Source organism: Alteromonas sp. LMIT006, from assembly GCF_024300645.1.
Classification (GTDB): Bacteria; Pseudomonadota; Gammaproteobacteria; order Enterobacterales; family Alteromonadaceae; genus Opacimonas; species Opacimonas immobilis.
The window spans coordinates 584,620-602,884 of the sequence record NZ_CP101291.1; the positions used below are offsets into that span (position 1 = coordinate 584,620).

Consider the following 18,265-nt stretch of genomic DNA (forward strand, 5'->3'; position numbering starts at 1 on the left):
AATGACTTCAACAAATTCAATATTCGATCAGATTAGTAATTTTACGAAATAGCTAGCTTTTTAGTGATAGCAATAAAGCGAAGCTTCCAATTCATATACCTTGACTTGGAAGCTTCACAATTGATGAAAATTGAATTAGCGGGATAACTCCTCAATTTTCTTTTTGGAGAACCAGCGATATAAAACAGGCAAAACAAACAATGTGAGTAATGTTGCTGTTATCAAACCACCAACTATAACACTTGCCAGTGGTCGTTGTATTTCAGCTCCTACACCATTTGACATTAACATCGGTATTAAACCTAATGCAGATGTTATTGCTGTCATAAGAACAGGTCTCAAACGAGAAGTTGCTCCTTCAAAAACAGCATCAGTGACTTCTAAGCCATCTCTAATTCGCTGGTTTATACTTTCAACCATAACCACACCATTTAACACTGCAACACCAAATAGTGTAATGAAGCCAACGGAGCTTGGCACGGACAAGTATTGCCCAGAGAAATATAAGGAGAAAACACCGCCGATAACAGCCAATGGGACATTAACTAAAATCAACATGGCTTGACCAACTGAGCCAAATGCGAAGTAAAGCAAAAGAGCAATTAGCGCCAAAGATAAAGGAACCACTATAGCTAACCGTTGTTGTGCTCGTTGTTGACTTTCAAATTGACCACCAATGGCAACAGAGTAGCCAGCAGGTAAATCGACTTTCTCGGCGATTACCTGTCTGATATCGGCAACAACACTGCCCATATCTCTATTTTGCACGTTGGCTTGGATAACAACACGTCGTTGCACATCATCTCTTCTCACTTGCGGAGGGCCTGACTCAAAAGAGATTGTTGCAACATCACCAAGACGAACCCAAGAACCTGTAGGTGACTGAATGCGAATATCAGAAATAGCTTCTTTATTACTACGATATTCTTTTTCTAAACGCACATATATATCATAACGCTCATTCCCGTTGATGATTTGTCCTGCTTCAACTCCACCTATACCATCTCGTATCACTTCCATTATATCACCGACCGATAGGCCAAAACGTGAAAGCTCTTGTCTGTTTGGCTTTACAACTAATTGAGCTTCACCAGCTATTTGTTCAAGCGCAACATCTCTAGCGCCTTCAACTTCTTTAATTGCCGATTCTATTTCTTGCCCTTTAACTGCCAATTGATTGAGGTCTGGTCCAAACAGCTTTATCGCTAGTTGTGCTTTTACACCAGATAGTAACTCATCTACACGGGTGGCAATTGGTTGAGAAAAGTTCAGTAAAAGTCCCGGAAACTCTTCAAGCGATTGTTCCATTTTGTTTTGCAGTTCATAACGGTTTGAAGCACTGGTCCACTCGGATACAGGTTTAAGTCCGATATAAATCTCGATGTTATTAACTGGTTCAGGATCGCCGCCAATATCAGGTCGCCCGATACGGCTTAGTGCATAAGTAACTTCAGGAAATGCCATCAACTTTTCTTCTAATATAGGTGAAACCATCAATGCAGTATCTAAACTAGAAGAAGGAGCAAGAGTTGCTCTTAAGTTAATTGTTCCTTCTTCTAGCTCTGGAACGAATTCAGTACCTATGTAAGGTATAATTGAAAAAGCCGAAACAACCATAATTAGCGAGGTAACAACAATTAACTTGGTACGTTTAAGTGCAAACTTAAGCCCCTTTTTATATAGCTTATCTAAAGGTTTAACGACAAAGCTTTCTCTTTCTTTTATGCCTTTTTTGAACATGAAAGTGGCGAGTGCTGGTACGATAAACAAGGCAACAACAATAGCTGAAATGATGGCTAAAATAATACTAATTGCCATTGGCTGGAATAATTTTGCTTCGACGCCTTCAAAGCTAAACAAAGGCAAGAACACGACTAAAATGACAGAAGCAGCAAAAAATACTGGGCGAGCCACTTCTTTTCCTGCTTGTTTTAGCCGCAACTCGATACCATGATCATCTTTTTCTATTGCAAAGGGATCAGTATCATCACTAGGAACACGTGCTTCTACACTTTGTTGGTGTGTTGAATCAGGGTGGTTTAAATGTTTAAACATATTTTCAACCATGACCACTGAGCCGTCCACAAGCATACCAATAGCTACGGCAATGCCACCTAGTGACATAAGATTGGCAGAAATTCCCCACCAAGCCATGATCATTAATGCAATACCTACCGATATTGGAATGGAAATAAGAACAAGAAACGTTGCTCTTAAATTCATTAAGAACAGGGCAAGCACGATACAAATAAAGATAAAGGCAAGTGCTAGTGCATTGACTACAGTACTGACAGCTTGTTCGATTAAATCAGCTTGATCATAGAAGGGTTCGAATCGAACACCTTTAGGTAATGCCTGATTGATTAGTGGAATTCGTGCATTAATACCATCAATGGTTGCTTTTGTATTGGAACCCATACGCTTGAGTACAATGCCTGAGACAACTTCACCTAGGTTTTCAACTTTTCCTTCGGACGTTTTACGGGTCATAGTGACCGCACCTTGTCGAATTTCACTACCTAGTTCAACTTTGGCTACATCAGAAACCGTCACAACAGTACCATCTACGGTTTTTACAGGTACTTGCTTAATGTTGCTAATGCCTGCTTCACCACTTTCGAACCAACCCGTTCCTCGAATAACAAGCTGCTCTTGTCCTCGGTTTATATACCAACCGCCAACGTTGGCATTGTTACTATCAAGTGCATTAACGATATCTTCTTGCGACAATCCATATGCAAGGAGCTTAGAGGGAGCTATGTTCACTTGATATTGCCTAACATTACCTCCGAAAGATAAGACATCTGTGACACCATCAACTGGCATAATCAGCAATTTGATTATCCAATCATTGAGGCTTCTGAGCGCCATTGAGTCATATCCTGCGTCTTTATCTGACACGAGCAAGTATTGAAATACTTGACCTAACCCTGACGTATTTGGTCCCATTTCAGGCGTACCTACACCGTCAGGTATCAACTCTTTTGCAGCTTGAAGCCGTTCAAAGACGAGCTGCCGTGCAAAATAGATATCAGTCCCTTCTTTAAAAACGACAGTAACGCCAGACAGCCCTGTTTTGGAAATTGAACGTACTTGTTCAACATCAGGTAACGCATACATGACCGCTTCAATCGGATAAGTGATGAGTTGTTCTACTTCTTCTGCGGCAAGCCCCGGCGCTTCAGTATTAACCGCGACTTGAACATTGGTCACATCAGGGAAAGCATCCAAGTTCAGTTTTGGGATCACCATTATTGCGCCAACAATAGTGGCAAATAAGGCAATCAAAATAAGGAGTCGGTTGTTTACAGACCAATCTATAATTTTATTAAACATAGCGGCTCTCCTTAATGGTTATGCGGATCAAATCCGCCTTTAGCTATTTCAGAAGCAACAAAAAACGCTCCTTGAGTGACCACACGAGTACCACTTTCTAAACCAAATATTTCTCTGAAATTACCTAGAGAACGACCTAACTCAACCTCTGTCGCTTTGAATTCACCGGGATGATCCTCAACAAATACGGTCCAATCTCCGTCCGCACTTCTAATTAGCGCTTCTTCTGGAACGGCCATAACTTTTTGTTCAGTGGCAAATTGAAAATATACTTTAACAAACATGCCTGAATGGAGATTGTCATCTGCATTATTAACACTTAGGCGAATGATTCGAGTTCTAGTGATGGGATCAATCGTGTGGGCTTCCTGAATAACTTTTGCCTTATAATCCTCTCCTTCTAATTTAACTATTGCCGGAGAGTTGATTGATAGATTGAGCTTTTTGTTGGGTGATACTTTAGCTTCCACCCACAGCTTATTTTCATCTGCCAAAAGCATGATAGTATCACCCGCATCGACTCGTTGGCCTTGGGTGAAGTCATCTTGTAAAACTACTCCTTCTCGCTGAGCTACTAGCGAATATTGGCCAAACGAAGTTATGTCTTTATTTGATATGTCTTTTATCGCTTTTTCAGTTAACCCTAGTGCGATAAGTTTTCCGTATGTGGCGTTAAATGTGGTTTGAGCCTGAAGTAAACGACTTTCACTTACTGTTTTGTTGCCTAATTTCTTTACTCGCTGCCATTCAGTTGACGCAATCAAGTAGTCAGCTTGAGCTTGAGCCATTGCTTCACTAAATAGGGTGACCAGCTTTTGTCCTTTTTCTACGTGTTCACCGAGTGCAGTATGTCTGCTTATTATCACTGACTCGGTACGGGGAGAAACGACATAGCTGCTATAACCATCTACTTTGACCTCTCCGGGCGCATAGATTGTACTGAATTGATAATCAGGTCTTATGCTTTGAACTTTAATATTGGCTAGTGACATTTTTTGAGGGCTTAGAGTAATACCTTCTTCATGTTCCTCTTCAGTTTCTTTATTTTTGCTCTCTTGGTCGTGACCATGTTCGTCATGTTCTGTGTCTTTTTCAGAATGGTTGCCTTCATTTTCCTGATGGCCTTCTTCTACATGATTTTCTTCACTTTCCGAGTGTTCGTGTTTATGTTTTTTGGGATTTGCTGTTACAGGTTCAATTGTATTTACTTGTAGAGCATACACTTCACCGCTTAATGTCCCACCTAAAAAAAGTCCACTAATTACTATTGCTAATAATTTTTTGCTAAATAATGTATTCATTTTTTTACCTATATTCTTTTAACGTTTAAGATTTCTAATTGCCGTTTTAACTAATTAAATCTTAAACTTAGATAATTGACCCATGCTCCAAATGAAGGCTATTTCAGAGAGTCTAAATTGTTTTTCTAGTTGAATGCCTGAGTGCAATCCATCAGCTCTTTGGCTCAACGCTATTAGATAGTCTGAAGTATTGATGTCTCCAGCCTCCCAACGAGCGTTTAGCAACCTCGCGCTATTATCAATTCGGTTTTGCATAAGGTTTTGCCATCGCTGATAGTATTTTTTACTGATCATGAGGGATTCATAGTTGGCCTGAGCTTCAAAAGAGCGTTTTCGATAAATGGATTGGAAATAAGCTTCCGCAGCAACGGCTTCTGAATATGCCGCTTTAGTAGCATCGGAATAGTTATTTCTGATATTCAAAGGCATAGAGAATGTTAAGCCAACGATATTATCGTCACTATTTTTTCCTGCGCTAATCCCTATGGTGGGATTAGCTTTATTCTCTATGGTTGTTAGTTGTGCTTTAGCTTGTTGCTCTTTCCATTTTGCTTTAGCCAATTGTACTTGGGGGTGTTGTTCAATCCATTCAGCTTTGTATGAATAGTTTTCAACATCGAAATCAATAGAGATTTTACTGGCTAACTCTGGTGTCCAATCAGGCAGCAGCTCTTTAACTTTAACCTCAGCATTTTTTAGCTCTATTTGATATTCAGCTATTTCACTAAAAACTTGAGACAAGTTTAAGTAAACCAGCTCAGCATCTAGAGGCTCAAGTATTCCCGCCTTTTGTTTGTCTTCCACAATACTAAGTAAGGTTTGCAGTTGACTTTCTCTCTCCGTAGATAGCTGTGCAGTATCTTTCGCTGATTGCCAATTTGTCAAAGCAATTAACGCATCGGCCTTTTTTGAATCGATTAAATTCAATAAGTGCTGCTGGCTGGCATAAAGAGTTATCTCGCCAATTGACGTATTGGCAGAGCGTTTATCCCAAAAATCAATGGTCTGACTCAAACCGATTGAATAGTTATTAAAATCACCTTCTTTCTCAAAACTTGCGTCAAGCTCAGGGTTATATATTGCCTGAGTTAAGCTTTTTGCATGATGATTGCTTGCGATTAACAACTCTCTTGCTTCAATTATTTCGGGATCTTTATTTATTTGTGTGTCTAACCACGACTCACTTTTTTGCTTGCTGTAAGCGGCATATGAAATACTTACAAGCAGGCAGAATGACAGGCAAGTGCCTGTATTTTTTATATATTTATACATAAGACTTCTTAAATTTTAAGTATTAATAATCTCTCATTTACCGATTTTTAATCGATAAATGGACGGATATAATTTAGAAATTTAAGAAATAGGAGGGCGTAATATAGCGTCTAAAAATTCTTTTGTTTGATCGAATTGATAAGGTATTAGGTTGTTGTTATATAACTTTGTTGCACTATTTGAATTGCTAATTAATATCCACGATAAGTGGCTGCCGCTACAATGACCACAATGATGACAATCCTTGATATCATGAGGTTCATCATCAGCGTTTTCATTTAAAATATCGCGATCATCTTTATGGTCATGTTGAGTTTGCAGGTGCTCTACATCGATTTGATGATTCTCAGAAGTTGCAGACGCAATAGAGCTTATCGATTGTAGAACAATCGAAAGAACTAATATTATCCTTAAAGCAACAGTGAAATTCAAAATAGACACCCATAAAATTGTGAGATAAAACTATAACAAGAAGCGACAGTTGAGACTAGCTCTATGTTTCTTTTTCATGCTCATCTCTGCAAGTTTCTTTGGGAAACTCAAACTCAATGGTTGTATGAGACAATTTATATTCTGAAAGTTCAATTGCGATAGTTTGTTTTAATGCAACGAGTTCATTCACACTTGAGTTTTTAGATAACTCCAAATGAGCTGTTAGTACATGACTTTCTCCGTCTAACGACCAAAAGTGCATGTGATGAACCCCATTAACTTCAGGTAATTTAATTAAAGTTTGTTTGATATTCTGTTGAGTTTCTTCATCTGGAGCGGCTTGAAGAAACAAAACAAGTGTAGATTTTAGATTTCTGAAAACATTAAATAAAATAAATAATGTAAAACCAATTGATAGCAGTGGGTCTAGTATTGGCAGTTCTACAAATAACAACACAATTGAAACAATTAGAACGGCGACCCAACCCAGAACATCTTCCAGTAAGTGCCAAGTTAGTACTTTTTCATTTAAAGTTTCCCCAGCTTTTAATTTGAATACGGCATACCCATTTACGGCAACACCGAGTATCGCAAGCCCTAACATTCCTTCAACTACAGGCATTTCAGGGTTGGTTAGCCTTGGAATTGCTTCAAACAACACCCAAATTGAGCCAATTACTAATACAACGCCATTTACTAATGCCCCGAACAGTGTAAGTCGGCGGTAACCATAGCTGTATTTATCTGGCGCTGCTTTGTTTGAAAAACGACTTAATATCCATGCAAAGCCAATCGATAAACTATCTCCTAAGTCATGCACCGCATCAGCCATAATAGCGGTACTGTTGGTGAGCCAACCACCAATAAATTCGATGATCGTAAAGGTAACATTGAGAAAAAATGCCCAACCAATCCTGTCGTCTGTTCCATGTTGATGACTATGACTATGACTATGACTATGACTATGCATTTTGTACCTCCAGCGCTTTATTTTTTCTTAGATTAATGACATTGAAATTTATTAGGTGGCGGATCACTTTTTGATACATCCAGCGTTTGACTCCAGACAAATTAGTGCCTTTTTCAAGATAAAACTCATCAGGGGAATTATAAAGTCCAAAGTCGTCGTGAATCCCTTCTTTTTGAATATATGTGTCGGTTCCGCGCCAATCTGTATCTGGTGATGAAAAACATTTTGTTGCAACACCATAACCACAGAAATTGTCTTTTTGGTAAGGCCTGAGACTTCCCGACACTTTTTATGGTAAAAATGTAACTATAACCATAAGAGGTAAATCATGGGTAAAGGTATCCGATATACAGACGAGTTTAAGCAAGAAGCAGTGAATCAAGTTGCTGTCCATGGCTACGCTGTTAACGATGTTGCAGAACGTCTCGGTATAAGCACTAAGACGCTTTATGCGTGGCTTAAAAGATTTTCAAAGCCAACTAAAGCACGAGTAGAAGACCAGGACTTACGAGCTGAAAATGCAAGGTTAAAACGTGAGTTGAAGCGCCTTGAGCAAGAAAGGAACCTGTTAAAGGAAGCCGCGGTATTCTTTGCCGGCGAGTCAAAGAAAGATACCGGTTTATAAAGTCTCGTTGTTCACGTTATCCCGTGAGAGTTTTGTGTCGAGTGCTAGAGGTTCATCCCAGTGGTTATTATGACTGGCTTAAATCGCCAATCAGTAAGCGAGAGCGGGCAGACCAACAGCTTGCACAAAAAATTAAGCAGTTTTGGATAGAGAGCGGTGGTTTTCATGGCTACCGTAACATCTACATGGACTTTCGTGATGCCAATGAATATTGTGGCCGTGATCGGATCTTACGCTTAATGCGAAAATCAGGCATTCGTGCGCAAAGAGGGTACAAAGTGCCACGAGGTTATTACGGCGGTAAAAGTGATATTGTAGCCGAAAATAAGTTGAATCGTGAATTCAATGTTGAGCGACCTAACCAATGGTGGGTGACCGACATTACTTATATTAAAACTCATGAAGGCTTTCTTTTTCTGGCCGTCGTCATGGACTTATTCGCACGTAATATTGTTGGTTGGTCCATGAGCGATAGAATGACAGAGGACTTAGCAATGCAAGCGATTACAGCAGCATATTGGCGACGAAAGCCTCAACAGCAGGTCAGTTTGCACTCAGACCAAGGCTCTCAATATTCCAGTCGGCAATTTAGAAAGCTACTTGATGCATACAATATTGTACCCAGTATGAGTCGTCGTGGTAACTGTCATGATAATGCCGTCGCAGAGAGTTTTTTCAGCAATTTAAAGAAAGAAAAAATACGTCGTCGAATTTATCAAAACCGAGCTGAAGCTAAGCAAGCTGTGTTTCATTATATTGAGATGGTTTATAATCCCACTCGCCGACATACAAAAAATGATAGGGTATCGCCAAATAACTTTGAGCGTGAATATTTTAAACGGGTAGAAAGTGTCTAGAGAAGTCAGGCCTTACCATTTATTTGATTAAACTTTTGCTGTATTGAAGTGAGATATTGATTGTCTAAAATAAAGCCCTCTAAGTTGATCCAACGTCCTTCAAAGTAAACTTCAACCCAACTGTGAATAATGTATTTGGGTGCTAACCAAAAGACATAGTTAGGAATAGCTCCTTTTTGTAATTGCTGATCTATTGTAAACCCGTGAAATCGGCACTGAATTCCTAATCCACGTAATAAGGCCATTAAAAGGTTGCCCTTAGTGTTACATTGCCCGTATCCGTCAGATAAAACTTTACTTGCGGAAATATCGTCGCTTTCGTTATAGCCAAATAGTATTTCGTCTTTTACAAACTGATAAGCAGTGCCAATCTTGTTGTAGTCATCAAGCACATGCCATTTTCGCTCTGTTATTAATGATTGGATAGTGGGGTGTTCAAAATTAACTATCTCAGTTTTTTTAAGATATTCTTGATTCATAAGAGCTTCCTTACTTTGAATTGCAGCAGGTTGATTGTTTATTTTTATCTGATACTTCAGATGTATATTGAGCCGATACTAATTCTTGTTTGGCATCCGTTAATATCATGTAAGCACCTCGAAGAATTAACATTGAAATGATGCTACCAATAACAATATCAGGCCAGCGTTGTTCTAGCACCATGACAAGGATGCCAGCAAATACGACACCAAGGTTTGCGATCACATCATTAGCTGAAAATATCCAGCTAGCCCTCATATGCACTTCATCATTATTGTGCTTTCGTATAAGCATCAAACAAATGACATTAGCGATTAATGCCACAGAACCAACTCCAATCATAAACCAAGAATGAGGCTCACTTTCTCCAACTAGTCGCCTAGATATATCGAGAAGAATTAGAACCCCTAACCCCAATTGGAAATAACCACTTACTAATGCTGCATAAGCTTTATGTTGGATTGACTTCCCCACGGCATATAAGGCAATGGCATAGACGATAGCATCAGCTAGCATATCTAACGAATCAGCAATTAATGCGGTTGATTCAGATAACCAACCTAAACCAATTTCAAATACAAACATCGTGGCATTTATGGCTAAAAGCCAATAAAGCACTGTTTTTTGTTGGTCATCTTTTAATTCTACTTCACAGCCACAACCGCTCATTTTTTTACTCCGCCTTACTTGTATAATTCAAGTGTAAAACCTATAGTAACTATAGAGTCAAGTTTAAAAAGAAAATATTATGAAAATAGGTGAATTATCGAAAACATCCGGTTGTTCTATACAAACTATTAGATTCTATGAAAAAGAAGGATTACTTTCTGATCCAGAGCGTACAGAAGGTAACTTCAGATTGTATGACGTTACCGCTTTGAAGCAATTAGAATTCGTAAAACATTGTCGCAGTCTCGATATCTCTCTTATAGATATTAAACGTCTTATCGACCTAAAAAATAAACCAGAGGAAAGTTGCTCAAGTGTAAATGCGCTGATTGCGCAACAATTAGCTTTGGTAAAAAAACGCATGAAAGAATTAAAAGCCTTAAAAAACGAATTACAACAAATGGCTAGTACGTGTAATTCTGATAATACCATTGAAGGGTGTGGGATAATTAAGTCATTAGATAGCTAAAGTGATGTATAAAAGACTCTTTTTTAACTCACCTTGATTATTGATACAGGCTAATTAATAGTTATTTTCTTACCCACACGAACAGATTTGAGTTCCCCGGCAAACTCTCTCAACTAACAATAGAGATTTGTCGCTAGTATCGTGAGCACCTAACGTGACCATTTTGAGTCTACGAGACATTAAATTAATGTCATTAAGGACGTATTGTTTATCAATAAGCGAGCATACTCCTTCGCTGTATATCAATACCTTTGACGGGGATGTATATGCATTTACAAGATAAACGAGTCAGAATTAGAGATGTATCAACCATGTGCACTGGTATAACTTTTGACTACTAACCGTCAAATGAGATTATGAATGCTACATGTACCCCTTTGAAAAAACTGACGATAATCAAATATTCATAAATGTTTACACAGTATCAATTTACTTAGTCGAAAATTTACATTAGTATAGGCGATGTATATTTTTATGAGAATTTTATGTCTAAAGCATTTTCAAAAGTCTTAGTAATAACGCTTATGCTGTTTGCCTTTGTAGGGCAAGCATTTGCGTATTCTGCTATGTCTTGCGAAATGTCATCAGGTTCTCACGAATCACACATGAACATGGATCATTCCAAGATGAGTCATCATAAAGGAATGGATCATGGTGATATGAATAAAAGCAGTAATGGTCAATCAGAAGATTGTTGTGATGTTGAATGTGTTTGTCCTGCAAATGCTTGCTCATCTACGACAGTCCTATATTCCAGTGTTGATTCGACAGATATTCAAATATTGAGTGAATCTGTAGCTGCTCTGCAATCTAAACAACCTCATTCAATTTCCACTTCCCTTTATCGTCCACCAATTTTTGCCTAATACAGGATTAGTGCGCCCAAATTTTGCGCACATGTAATTAATTTTTCTGTTAGTCAATATAGCGTCGTAGCGCTATAGATATTTTCCAGCGATGTCTGGGGGCAAAAATGATCAATAAGTATTTAAAAATAGCAGTTGTAATGCTGCTTTCACCTGCGTTTGCAAACGCTAATGAACATAACCATGCAGACAATCACGACGTAACACCTTTGGAGTTAATCGTTTATAAAACCCCTACTTGTGGGTGTTGTAAAAAATGGATAACTCATATTGAAGACGAAGGGATTGTTGCGCACTCCAAAGATTTTCGAAACATCAGCAACATCAAAACTAAGTATGGTATCAAGCCTAATTACCGTTCCTGCCACACGGCAGTGAGTAGAAACGGATTTGCCTTTGAAGGTCACGTACCTGCTAAATTTATTCAGCAGTTCTTATCAGAAGAGCACCCGAATGCGATTGGGCTTTCAGTTCCAGCAATGCCAGTTGGCTCTCCCGGTATGGAAGTCGGTGACCGCTTTATGCCATACAAAGTGTTAATTCTATTTAAAGATGGAACGAGTGAAGTCTATGCAAAAGTTAAGACATACGAGGAGCAATTCTAATGAAATTGAACGCTTCAAACCTTACGTCACTTTCAACTGCGCTACTGCTCGGCTTATCTGTATTCTCTGTTCAAGCTGAGAAAGTAGTGTCGCTTGAACAAGCTATCACCTTAGCTCAGCAAAATGACCCTTGGCTTCATGGTAGCCGATTGAAACAAAGTGCGGTTGAAAATAGAAGTATCGCTTCAGGTACTTTGCCTGACCCGAAAGTATCGCTAGGGATAATGAATTTACCAACAGATACTTGGGATTTAGATCAGGAAGGAATGACTCAGCTAAAGGTTGGTGTTTCTCAAATGTTTCCGAGAGGAGATAGTCTAGAGATCAAACAAGACCAGTTAAAAATCGAGTCCACGAAATTTCCATTGCTACGTGAGGATCGTAAAGCGAAGTTGAAAAGCCAAGTGTCACAGCTTTGGCTAGATGCTTACTTAGCCCAACAGACCATTAAATTGATAGAAGAAGATTGGGCGCTTTTTGAGCAGATGGCAGAAGTGGCTAAAGCTAGCTACTCAAACGTTGTTGGTAAAACCAGACAGCAAGATGTTATTCGTGCTCAATTGGAAATCGTGCAGTTAGATGACAGGTTAACTTCGCAAAAGCAGAAACTAGAAACGACAATCGCTCGCCTTAATGAGTGGCTTCATATTTACGATGCTGCTCGCTTAAATGAATCATTCAACTTTGACGCGCAACCACTAGAGTTTAGCGTCTCAAAAGAATTGCCTTCGATTCGATTGAACAATCCAACAGTCCTAACAGCATCTAATTACTCAAGAAATCTATTGGCTCAGGAACTTGCTAATCATCCAGCCATACTTGCAATTGATGTAAAACGCAAAGCTTCAGAAAAAGGAGTTGAGTTAGCCAAACAGCAATATGAGCCGCAATGGGGTGTCAATGCGAGCTATGCCTATCGTGACAATATGCCTTCTGGTGATAGCCGAGCTGATTTATTTTCTGTTGGGGTAACGTTTGATTTGCCTTTGTTCACTGAGAATAGACAAGATAAGCAAGTTGCAGCTTCTATTGCTGATTCAGAAGCTATAAAAACCGAGAAATTATTGCTGACAAAACAAATGATCAGTGCGGTGGAAAAGGAGCTTAGACAGCTTAAACGTTTATCTGACAGGCAGTCTATTTATCAAAAACAACTTCTCAAACAAACGCATGACCAAGCTGAAGCGTCATTGACGGCTTACACCAACGATGATGGCGATTTTGCCGAAGTTGTTCGAGCAAGAATTGCCGAATTAAATGCCAGAATATCAGCCTTAAAAATTGATGTTGACGCACTTAAAACAGTTGCTCGCATTAACTATTTCTTTTCGTACTCTCAAACTAACTCAAATGCTGAGCATAAGCCAATGCACACTTCGCACAGAATGAATCAGCACTTATCCAATCAGCAATTTGGAGAAAAATAATGTCAACGAATACTAAAACACCAAATTTGAAACTAGTAGCCGCCATCATCATTGGGGCAGCACTAGGTGCTGGAGCATTAAGTTTATATCAAGGTACAGGTTCAAGCGGTAATGGCAATGAAGCTACATCAGGAGAGAAAAAACCGCTGTATTGGGTTGCACCGATGGATTCTAATTACCGCCGTGACAAGCCCGGTAAGTCGCCTATGGGTATGGATTTAATTCCTGTGTATGAAGAAGGATCATCTGGTGATGACTTTGGCCCCGGAGCCGTAAAAATCGCGCCTCATGTAGTGAATAATCTTGGGGTTCGCACAGCTCCTGTTGAGCTTAAAAATATGCATACTGAAATATCAACCGTAGGTTACGTTCAATATGATGAAGATAAGCTAATTCACATCCATCCACGTGTAGATGGTTGGATAGAAAAGCTCTACGTCAAAGCCGCAGGTAATCCTGTTGAGAAAGGGCAGCCTCTATATACACTATATTCTCCTCAGCTAGTTAACGCGCAAGAAGAACTATTAATAGCTATAAAGCGCAATAATAGTTCCTTAATTGCGGCGGCCAAAGATCGGCTTAAAGCGTTACAGCTTTCAGCAGACTTTATTCAAAAGCTAGAAAAGACACGAAAGGTTCAGCAAAACATCACCTTTTACTCCCCTCAGGCAGGTGTTGTTGATGGTTTGAAGATTAGAGAGGGTTTTTATGTAAAGCCGGGAAACACCATATTAAGCATTGGTCAGCTAGATCAAGTTTGGGTTGAAGCAGAAGTGTTTGAACGTGACGCAGCCTTAATTGAAGAGGGACTTCCTGTATCAATGACACTTGACTATTTACCCGGTGAGGACTGGGCTGGTGTCGTTGATTATGTCTATCCAACCTTGAACAGTAAAACACGCACACTCAGAGTGAGGTTGAAGTTTGACAACCCAGACTATCAATTAAAACCAAACATGTTCGCACAAGTCTCTATTCACGCTAATCAAGCTGATAGCACCATACTTGTGCCTAAAGAAGCTGTTATTCGAACAGGTAAACAAGACAGAGTTGTACTTGCGTTAGGGGATGGCCAGTTTAAATCTATTGAAGTGACTATTGGCCGTGTTGATATCGATAGTATCGAAATCTTAGAGGGCCTTAATGAAGATGATGTTGTGGTGACATCAGCTCAATTCTTGATTGATTCTGAATCAAGTAAAAGCTCTGACTTTAAACGAATGACTCACGATGAAGTGCCCAACTCTGTTTGGATGCAAGGTGATGTTAATAGTGTTATGACTGGGCATCGCATGGTTAATATCAGTCACGGCCCTGCTGAAGCTTGGGATTGGCCTGAGATGGTTATGGATTTTACTGTGGCTGAAAAAGTTGATATTGACTCATTAAAGTCTGGTCAATCTTTGCACTTTGAGGTGAGTAAAACCGAAGATGGTGGATATGAAATTACTGGAATTCATATCATGAGTGAGGCCGCTGATATAGGTGAAGAAGTATCTTCAGCAACAGTATCAGGTCTAATCAATGCGATTAATGTTGATACGCGTATTCTAAATATTAGCCGAGGCCCAATAGAGAAATGGGATAGACCTGCTGCGACGATGGATTTTATCGTCGCGGACAATATAGAAATAGTTGATTTCAATGTTGGTGATAACGTCACTTTCACTTTTGAGGTGAGAAATAATTTGGTTATCACTGAAATCTATCTTGAATCAAATGAGCAACTAAAGCATGAACCTAAAAGTGCTGTTGACCATTCAAATCATTAAGTTAGGAGATAAATAATGATTGAATCAATTATTAGGTGGTCGATAGGTAATCGCTTTTTCGTCATCTTAGCTACCTTAATTTTGATTGGTGGTGGGTTATTCTCAATTAAAAATACACCAGTTGATGCATTACCAGATCTTTCTGATGTTCAAGTGATAATTAAAACGAATTATCCCGGTCAGGCACCACAAGTAGTGCAAGATCAAGTTACTTACCCTTTAACAACAGCAATGCTGTCAGTTCCGGGGGCTATTACAGTTCGGGGGTATTCATTTTTTGGAGACTCCTTTGTTTATGTCATCTTTGATGAAGACACCGATTTATATTGGGCAAGGAGCAGAGTACTTGAATATTTAAGTCAAGTAGCCCCTTCGCTACCTGCTACCGCACGCCCACAACTAGGACCTGACGCCACAGGCGTTGGCTGGGTTTATTTATATTCCCTTGTAGACAAAACGGGCAGCTTAGATATTAGCCAATTGCGTAGTATTCAAGATTGGTTCTTAAAATATGAATTGCAAACTGTACCGGGAGTTTCTGAGGTTGCTGCTGTTGGTGGCATGGTTAAACAATATCAAATACAAGTCGATCCCGATAAATTAAGAGCCTACGGTATACCACTTAGTCACATTCAAATGGCACTTAAACGTGGTAACCAAGAAACAGGTGCCTCAGTTGTTGAAATGGCGGAAGCAGAGTACATGGTTACCGCAACTGGCTATATCAAAAGTATTTCCGACATAGAGTTGATCCCTCTTGGTGTTAACGCACAAGGAACCCCGCTTACCATTGGCGATGTGGCGGAAGTCAACCTAGGTCCACAAATGAGACGAGGCATTGCTGAACTAAATGGTGAAGGAGAAGTCGTTGGTGGTGTTGTTGTTATGCGCTTTGGCGAAAACGCACAAAAAACAATTGATGGTGTAAAAGCTAAATTAGAAGAGTTAAAAAAAGGGTTGCCTGAAGGAGTTGAAATAGTCACGGTTTATGACCGTTCTGGCCTAATTGGAGAAGCTGTAGAAAACCTTTGGGGTAAATTACTCGAAGAGCTTGCGGTCGTTGCAATTGTATGTGTTGCATTTTTATTTCATTTGCGCTCATCAATTGTAGCAGTTGTTACTTTACCTATTGGCATCTTAGCGTCATTTATCATCATGCACATGCAAGGAATTAATGCCAACATTATGTCATTAGGTGGTATTGCTATTGCTATTGGCGCGATGACAGATGGTGCGATAGTGATGATTGAAAATATGCATAAGCATATGGAAAAAACGCCACTAACGGATGAAAATCGTTGGCAAATAGTCTCGAAAGCTGCAAGTGAAGTCGGTCCAGCACTATTTTTTAGTTTGCTCATCATTACAGTCTCATTCTTGCCAGTATTTATTTTGGAAGCGCAAGAAGGAAGAATGTTTTCTCCACTTGCTTACACAAAAACATATGCAATGGCCGCATCAGCAGGCTTAGCGATAACATTAGTTCCTGTTTTAATGGGGTATTTTATTCGAGGAAAAATTGTTTCAGAAAAGAAAAACCCTTTAAACAGACTGCTTATTGCTATCTACATGCCTGTTTTAAAGCAAGTTATGAAGTTTCCTAAATCGACAATAGTAGCAGCAATATTAGTGACGATTGTTGGTTTTTGGCCTGTCGATAAAATTGGTAGTGAATTTATTCCTCCTTTAGACGAAGGCGATCTTATGTATATGCCGACTACCTATCCGGGAATTTCCATTGGTAAGGCAAGAGAAATTCTACAGCAGACAGACAAGCTAATTAAAACAGTGCCAGAAGTTGAAACAGTATTTGGTAAAGTAGGAAGAGCTGAAACTGCAACTGATCCCGCGCCTCTAACTATGATTGAGACCTTCATTCAGTTGAAGCCTCAAGAAGAGTGGCGTGAGGGAGTTACAACAGAATCTCTAAAAGCTGAGTTTGATAAGTTGGTTAAGTTTCCGGGCTTGACGAATGCTTGGGTTATGCCAATCAAAACTCGTATTGATATGTTGGCAACAGGTATTAAAACGCCAGTAGGTATTAAAGTAGCAGGAGCTGATTTAAATACGATTCAAGAGATAGGGCAACAAATAGAGCAATTGTTACCAGAGGTGACAGGGACAGCTTCAGTTTATTCTGAACGAGTTGCAGGTGGACGATATATTAAAGTTGATATTTCGCGTGAAAAGGCAAGCCGTTTTGGATTAAATATCGATGACGTGCAGCAAGTAGTGTCAACTGCTATTGGAGGGATGAATGTCACTCAAACTATTGAAGGGCAAGAGCGTTACCCTGTCAACTTGCGATACCCACAAGATTATCGAGACTCTCCGGAACAGTTATCACGATTACCCGTTGTCACTCCTAATGGGCAACGTATCGCTTTAGGTGACGTAGCTGAAATAAAAGTAGAAGTAGGTCCTCCGGGGATTAAAAGCGAAAATGCTCGTATTAATGGCTGGACGTTCATTGATATAGAGGGCGTTGATGTTGGTACTTATGTTGAAAGTGCAAAAAAACACTTAGCCAACAACCTAATATTACCAGCAGGATATTCAATTACGTGGGCTGGCCAATATGAATATATGGAAAGAGCGAAGGCCAAGCTAACTTATGTTGTTCCATTGACGCTCGCCATAATTGTTATTTTGCTTTATTTGAATTTCAGAGCGTTTAGTGAGGTTGCGATCATCATAGTGACCTTGCCAATGGCGATGATCGGTGGCTTATGGCTGATGTATTTAGAAGGCTTTAACTTCTCTGTAGCTGTTGGTGTAGGCTTTATTGCTCTGGCTGGTGTTGCTGTTGAGATAGGTGTGATAATGCTGGTTTATCTCAATCAAGCACTCGCTGAACTTAAGGAAAAAGCCGAGGAGCGAGCAGAACTTATTTCAGATGATGCTTACCAAGATGCATTATTGCACGGTGCAGGCTTACGAGTGCGCCCTGTTATGATGACGGTTGCCACAATCATTATCGGTTTAATGCCTATTTTATATGGTACAGGTACAGGCTCTGAGGTAATGAGTCGTATTGCAGCACCTATGGTAGGCGGAATGACAAGTGCTGTTTTGTTAACACTAATTGTGCTTCCAGCCATTTATTCAATCGTTAAAAAGCCTGAAGTAAATGCCTTTAATAAAGAGCTTTCTAACGCGGAGCTAAAGAATAATGCTTAGCAGA

13 protein-coding genes and 2 pseudogenes are annotated in these 18,265 nt (G+C 39.5%); 7 read left to right on the top strand and 8 right to left on the bottom strand.

The window, feature by feature from the left end:
- Positions 1–135: 135 nt before the first annotated feature.
- The 6 genes and pseudogenes from NLG07_RS02715 to NLG07_RS02740 form a co-directional block, all read right to left on the bottom strand.
- Entirely contained in the window at positions 136–3,336 is a 3,201-nt protein-coding gene (locus tag NLG07_RS02715) for an efflux RND transporter permease subunit (protein ID WP_254856180.1), read from the bottom strand.
- An 11-nt stretch (positions 3,337–3,347) separates the two neighbouring features.
- Entirely contained in the window at positions 3,348–4,637 is a 1,290-nt protein-coding gene (locus NLG07_RS02720; RefSeq protein ID WP_064435651.1) for an efflux RND transporter periplasmic adaptor subunit, read from the bottom strand.
- A gap of 54 nt (positions 4,638–4,691) precedes the next feature.
- Entirely contained in the window at positions 4,692–5,909 is a 1,218-nt protein-coding gene (locus NLG07_RS02725) for a TolC family protein (protein WP_254856181.1), read from the bottom strand.
- A gap of 81 nt (positions 5,910–5,990) precedes the next feature.
- Positions 5,991–6,341 (bottom strand): hypothetical protein, encoded by a 351-nt coding sequence (locus NLG07_RS02730; protein ID WP_186507790.1) that lies wholly within the window; start codon positions 6,339–6,341, stop codon positions 5,991–5,993.
- Between the two features lie 61 nt (positions 6,342–6,402).
- A complete protein-coding gene (locus tag NLG07_RS02735) occupies positions 6,403–7,311 on the bottom strand; it encodes a cation diffusion facilitator family transporter (protein ID WP_254856182.1) in 909 nt (302 codons plus the stop codon).
- Positions 7,304–7,570 (bottom strand): annotated as a pseudogene (locus NLG07_RS02740) (transglutaminase); the annotation flags it as partial. The pseudogene NLG07_RS02740 and the gene NLG07_RS02735, both read right to left, overlap by 8 nt.
- Positions 7,571–7,639: 69 nt before the next feature.
- On the opposite strand from NLG07_RS02740, the gene NLG07_RS02745 reads away from it, so the two are divergent.
- Positions 7,640–8,793, top strand: a protein-coding gene (locus NLG07_RS02745) for an IS3 family transposase (RefSeq protein ID WP_254856061.1) whose coding sequence is annotated in 2 segments (ribosomal slippage) — positions 7,640–7,880 and positions 7,880–8,793 — 1,155 coding nt in all. Because the reading frame shifts where the segments join, the coding sequence is not laid out codon by codon here.
- 20 nt (positions 8,794–8,813) lie between these two features.
- Here NLG07_RS02745 and NLG07_RS02750 read toward each other — a convergent pair.
- Together NLG07_RS02750 and NLG07_RS02755 are read right to left on the bottom strand one after the other, a co-directional pair.
- Positions 8,814–9,272: pseudogene (locus tag NLG07_RS02750) on the bottom strand (transglutaminase family protein); the annotation flags it as partial.
- Positions 9,273–9,282: 10 nt separating this feature from the next.
- Positions 9,283–9,942 (bottom strand): cation transporter, encoded by a 660-nt coding sequence (locus NLG07_RS02755; protein ID WP_254856183.1) that lies wholly within the window; start codon positions 9,940–9,942, stop codon positions 9,283–9,285.
- A gap of 79 nt (positions 9,943–10,021) precedes the next feature.
- Between NLG07_RS02755 and cadR the strand changes: the two genes are divergently transcribed.
- The 6 genes from cadR (at position 10,022) to NLG07_RS02785 (ending at position 18,261) form a co-directional block, all read left to right on the top strand.
- Complete coding sequence (gene cadR, locus NLG07_RS02760) at positions 10,022–10,411, top strand: Cd(II)/Pb(II)-responsive transcriptional regulator (RefSeq protein ID WP_254856184.1); 390 nt, start codon at positions 10,022–10,024, stop codon at positions 10,409–10,411.
- Between the two features lie 485 nt (positions 10,412–10,896).
- Entirely contained in the window at positions 10,897–11,277 is a 381-nt protein-coding gene (locus NLG07_RS02765; RefSeq protein ID WP_254856185.1) for a hypothetical protein, read from the top strand.
- 107 nt (positions 11,278–11,384) lie between these two features.
- Positions 11,385–11,882: a DUF411 domain-containing protein gene (locus NLG07_RS02770; protein ID WP_254856186.1), complete on the top strand. Its 498-nt coding sequence runs from the start codon at positions 11,385–11,387 to the stop codon at positions 11,880–11,882.
- Positions 11,882–13,309, top strand: a complete 1,428-nt coding sequence (locus tag NLG07_RS02775; protein WP_254856187.1) for a TolC family protein — start codon at positions 11,882–11,884, stop codon at positions 13,307–13,309. Before NLG07_RS02770 ends, NLG07_RS02775 begins: the two co-directional genes overlap by 1 nt.
- A complete protein-coding gene (locus NLG07_RS02780; RefSeq protein ID WP_254856188.1) occupies positions 13,309–15,081 on the top strand; it encodes an efflux RND transporter periplasmic adaptor subunit in 1,773 nt (590 codons plus the stop codon). Before NLG07_RS02775 ends, NLG07_RS02780 begins: the two co-directional genes overlap by 1 nt.
- 15 nt (positions 15,082–15,096) lie before the next feature.
- Positions 15,097–18,261, top strand: coding sequence for an efflux RND transporter permease subunit (locus NLG07_RS02785; protein WP_254856189.1), 3,165 nt, complete (start codon positions 15,097–15,099; stop codon positions 18,259–18,261).
- Positions 18,262–18,265: the final 4 nt, after the last annotated feature.